Annotated in this window: 6 protein-coding genes and 1 pseudogene; 6 read left to right on the top strand and 1 reads right to left on the bottom strand. The window is 71.8% G+C overall.

The features are described 5' to 3' along the window. The 6 genes and pseudogenes from AC5RV2_RS15655 to AC5RV2_RS15630 all read left to right on the top strand — a co-directional run. Positions 1-204: pseudogene (locus AC5RV2_RS15655) on the top strand (gephyrin-like molybdotransferase Glp); the annotation flags it as partial. Continuing rightward, entirely contained in the window at positions 201-677 is a 477-nt protein-coding gene (moaC, locus tag AC5RV2_RS15650; RefSeq protein ID WP_494093097.1) for a cyclic pyranopterin monophosphate synthase MoaC, read from the top strand. The pseudogene AC5RV2_RS15655 and the gene moaC, both read left to right, overlap by 4 nt. Further along, positions 674-1,165: a MogA/MoaB family molybdenum cofactor biosynthesis protein gene (locus AC5RV2_RS15645; protein ID WP_494067984.1), complete on the top strand. Its 492-nt coding sequence runs from the start codon at positions 674-676 to the stop codon at positions 1,163-1,165. Before moaC ends, AC5RV2_RS15645 begins: the two co-directional genes overlap by 4 nt. Before the next feature lie 57 nt (positions 1,166-1,222). Further along, positions 1,223-1,651 (top strand): molybdenum cofactor biosynthesis protein MoaE, encoded by a 429-nt coding sequence (locus tag AC5RV2_RS15640; protein WP_494093096.1) that lies wholly within the window; start codon positions 1,223-1,225, stop codon positions 1,649-1,651. A gap of 16 nt (positions 1,652-1,667) precedes the next feature. After that, complete coding sequence (gene dapB / locus AC5RV2_RS15635; protein WP_494067982.1) at positions 1,668-2,423, top strand: 4-hydroxy-tetrahydrodipicolinate reductase; 756 nt, start codon at positions 1,668-1,670, stop codon at positions 2,421-2,423. Continuing rightward, entirely contained in the window at positions 2,420-2,926 is a 507-nt protein-coding gene (locus tag AC5RV2_RS15630; RefSeq protein WP_494093095.1) for a tetratricopeptide repeat protein, read from the top strand. The genes dapB and AC5RV2_RS15630 overlap by 4 nt, the downstream gene beginning before the upstream one ends. A gap of 5 nt (positions 2,927-2,931) precedes the next feature. Here AC5RV2_RS15630 and AC5RV2_RS15625 read toward each other — a convergent pair. Next, positions 2,932-3,906 (bottom strand): heparan-alpha-glucosaminide N-acetyltransferase domain-containing protein (locus AC5RV2_RS15625; RefSeq protein WP_494093094.1); only part of this gene is annotated, 975 nt, incomplete at its 5' end.

Genomic DNA, 3,906 nt, shown 5'->3' with positions numbered 1-3,906 from the left:
GCCCCACTGGCGGAGGCCGCGGAGTCGCCGGCCGGCAAACACCAGGTGCGGCGCGGCCTTTACGACGGCGGACGGGTGCAGCTGGTGGGCGGAGCGGGGTCCCACCTGGTGCACGCGCTGGCGCAGTCCAACGCGCTGGTCCACCTGCCCGTGGGGGTGGAGCGCGCCGATGCCGGCCAGGACGTGGAAATATGGCTGCTATGAGTGAAGCAGAACGCCTGACCCACGTCCGCGAGGACGGCACGGCGCACATGGTCGATGTCAGCGGCAAGGACGAAACCACCCGGGAAGCCACGGCGCAGGCCGTGCTCACCACCCGCCCCGACGTGGTGGAACTCCTGGCCGCCGGTTCGCTGCCCAAGGGCGACGCGTTGGCCGTCAGCCGGGTCGCCGGGATCATGGCCGCCAAGCAGACGCCGCAGCTGATCCCGCTGTGCCACCCGCTGCCGATCAGCAAGGTCACGGTCGACTTTTTCCCGGCCGCGGAGTCCGTGCGGATCGAGGCGACGGTGAAGACGCGCTCGGTCACCGGCGTGGAAATGGAGGCGCTGACCGCCGCCTCGGTGGCGGCACTGAGCCTGTACGACATGGTCAAGGCCGTGGACAAGCACGCGGTCATCTCCGACATCAAGGTGCTGGCAAAATCCGGAGGCAAGAGCGGGGACTGGGCGCTGTGAGCGCCAGGACCGCCGGCATCATCGTTGCCTCCACCCGCGCCGCGGCCGGCGCCTACGAGGACGAATGCGCGCCCTTGATCTCCGAGTGGCTGGCCGGGCACGGCCTGGCGGCCGGCGTCCCCCAGATCGTCGCCGACGGCGAACCCGTCCGCCAGGCGCTGCGGAAGATGCTCGCCGCCGGGCCCCGGGTGATCGTCACCAGCGGAGGCACCGGGCTGGCCGCCGACGACCGCACCCCGGAGATCACCGCCGTCGCGCTGGAACGGGAATTGCCCGGCGTGATGGAAGCAATCCGTGACTACGGGCGCACCAAGACCCCGCTGGCCGCGCTGAGCCGGGGCGTGGCCGGAACCGCCGGGTCCACCTTTGTGGTCAACCTGCCCGGCTCTCCCGGGGGAGTGCGCGACGGCCTGGCCGCCCTGGATCCGCTGATTGGGCACATCTGCGCGCAGCTGGAAGGCGACACCGACGCCGGCCATGCCGGCTGACGCCGCACCGGGCCGGCCAAGGGATACTGGAAGCATGCAGCCGATGAGAGGACAACCATGACCAGCACGGTGCTGTACGCCGCGGTGACCGGCGAGGCGATCGACGCGGGCGAGGCGACGGCCGCCGTGGATTCGGCCGACTGCGGTGCGGTGGTCAGCTTCAGCGGAGTGGTCCGCAACCACGACGGCGGCCAGGCCGTGGCCGCGCTGTCCTACTCCGCCCACCCCAGCGCCCAGCGCGTGATCGCTGAGGTCGCGGGGCGCATCGCCGCGGATCACGACGGCGTGCGCATCTGGGTGGCGCACCGCACCGGCCCGCTGGCGATCGGCGACCCGGCCCTGGTCGCCGCCGTCGCGTCGGCACACCGCGCCGAAGCCTTCGCGGCCTGTTCGGAGCTGGTGGACCGGATCAAGGAAGAGGTGCCCGTGTGGAAGGAACAGCACTTCGCCGACGGCAGCACCGAATGGGTCGGCATCGGGCAGTAGCGATACGCTGGAGGGCATGACTGAGCAACTTGCGGTGGCCGTGCTGGGCGCCGGCGGACGGATGGGCAGCGAGGCCGTCGCGGCCATCCAGGGCGCCCCTGACCTGGAGCTGGTGGCCGCGCTGAAGCGTGGCGACGCTCTGGAAGAGCTGGTGGCCGCGGGGACGCAGGTCGTGGTGGACCTGACCACCCCGGACAACACCGAGGCCAACGTCCGCTTCGCCGTCGAGCACGGCATGCACGCGGTGGTCGGCACCACCGGCTGGGACCAGGCCAGGCGCGACTCGCTGGCGGAGCTGCTGGAACAGCATCCCGGAACGGGCGTGCTGATTGCCCCCAATTTCGCGCTCGGTTCCGTGCTGGCCTCGGCGTTCGCCGCCACCGCCGCCAAGTACTTCGAATCGGTGGAGATCATCGAACTGCACCACCCGGACAAGGTGGATGCGCCCTCCGGCACCGCGGTCCGCACGGCGCAGCTGGTGGCCGCCGCCCGCACGGACGCAGGCGTACCCGCCGGCCCCGACGCCACGACCACGGCGCTGGACGGGGCCCGCGGCGCCGACGTGGACGGCGTGCGCGTGCACAGCGTGAGGCTGCGCGGCCTGGTGGCGCACCAGGAGGTGCTGCTCGGCGGGCCGGGCGAACAACTGACCATCCGGCACGATTCATTCGACCGCGCCTCCTTCATGCCCGGCGTCCTGCTGGGCGTCCGGACCGTCGGCGGGCGGCCCGGACTGACCTACGGACTAGACGGGTATCTGGAACTTTCATGAGCAACGCCGAACACACGGGTCCCGCAGCGGACGGCGGCAGCGGCCGCATCGGCTGGTATGCCCGGCACGGAGCCAAGATCTGGGTCGGCGTGATCATCGTGCTGCTGGTGGGCTACCTGGGCGCCACGCTGCAGCGGGCCTGGCTGATGCTCAGCGAACCCGACCCCGTGGCCAAGGGCCTGGGCATTGCGCTGGTGGTCCTGCCGATCATCGGGGCCTGGGCGCTCAGCCGCGAATTGCTGTTCGGCGCGCGGATGTCCAGGCTGGCCCGGACCCTCGAGGCCGAAGGCGGGCTGCCCGTGGACGACCTGCCGCGCACGCCCGGCGGGCGGATCGTGCGGGAGGCGGCCGACCGGGAGTTCCTGGTGTACCAGGCCGAGGCCGAAGCCGCGCCGGAGGACTGGCGCAGCTGGTTCCGCCTCTCGTGCGCCTATGACGCCGCGGGGGACCGCAAGCGTGCCCGCGAGTCGATGCGCCACGCCATCAGCCTCAGCCGTTCCTGAATGGTTCAGCGGCCGCGGCTGCCCGCCGGCCGCAGCGCCTCCCGGGTCAGCCGCGCCGCGGTGGAGGTCACCAGCTCGAACGGTCCCCGCCACCCCAGGGCCAGGAAGGCCATGCCTACCGCCACCGCTGCCGCTGCCTGCCACAGGTAGGTTGGCAGTTCCGGTGCAGCCGGCGGCAACGCGCTGAGCACCCAGACATGCGCGGAATAGAGCGTCAGCGTCATCGCCCCGGCGCCCGCGAGCGGCATCAGCAGCCACGGCAGCCGGGACGTCAGCAGCAGGCACACCGCCAGGACCACGGCCGAGGTGCCCACCGTGTGCAGCAGGTCAAAGGTCGTTCCGGCATGCGGCGACGAGCCGCCCAGCCACCACCACGAGCCGCGCTGCTCGATCCAGCTCATGTTCACCTGGTACACGAGATCGAAGTCCGGCCGCCGCGCCGCCTCGGTCGCCGCGACCTCCGCATATCCGCCGAGCCGCTCCATCAGGAACCAGGAACCGGCCTTGGCCGCCACGGCCAGCGCGGCGCCCGCCGCCAGCAGCCCCAGTTGCACGCCGGTGCGCTGCAGTTCCAGTCGCCCGATCAGCAGGCCCGCCAGCAGATAGCCCAGCCACTGCACCACGGGATAGTAGCCGGTGAGGAAAACATCGCTGAGCAGCGTGGCCGGCGTCAGCAGGTCGTAGACCATGGGGTTGTGGCCCAGCTCGGCCGGCTGCACCGCCGCTTCCGCCCAGGGCCGCAGCAGGTGGGCCAGCACCGGCGAGACGACGATCCAGCCGGCCGCCCACAGCGCCAGCACGCCGCGGCGCAACTGCAGGAACGGCAGCGCACACAGGAACAGCACGCCGTAATGGACCAGGATCACCGCGACGTTTACTTCCAGCGCGCCCAGCATCATGCCGACCGTGGCAATGAGCAGCGCCCGCACGGCAATGCCACCGCGGTCCGCGGCCAGGCTCCCGCCCCGGTGGCCGCGGCT

The sequence above is a fragment of the Arthrobacter sp. Y3225116 genome (assembly GCF_059091245.1).
Note: the sequence above shows the minus strand (reverse complement) of the source record. Positions and strands in the feature narration are given on the sequence as shown.

Coding starts and splice junctions, on each gene's coding strand:
- moaC (WP_494093097.1), top strand. CDS start 201: ATGAGTGAAGCAGAACGCCTGACCCACGTCCGCGAGGACGGCACGGCG.
- AC5RV2_RS15640 (WP_494093096.1), top strand. CDS start 1,223: ATGACCAGCACGGTGCTGTACGCCGCGGTGACCGGCGAGGCGATCGAC.
- dapB (WP_494067982.1), top strand. CDS start 1,668: ATGACTGAGCAACTTGCGGTGGCCGTGCTGGGCGCCGGCGGACGGATG.
- AC5RV2_RS15630 (WP_494093095.1), top strand. CDS start 2,420: ATGAGCAACGCCGAACACACGGGTCCCGCAGCGGACGGCGGCAGCGGC.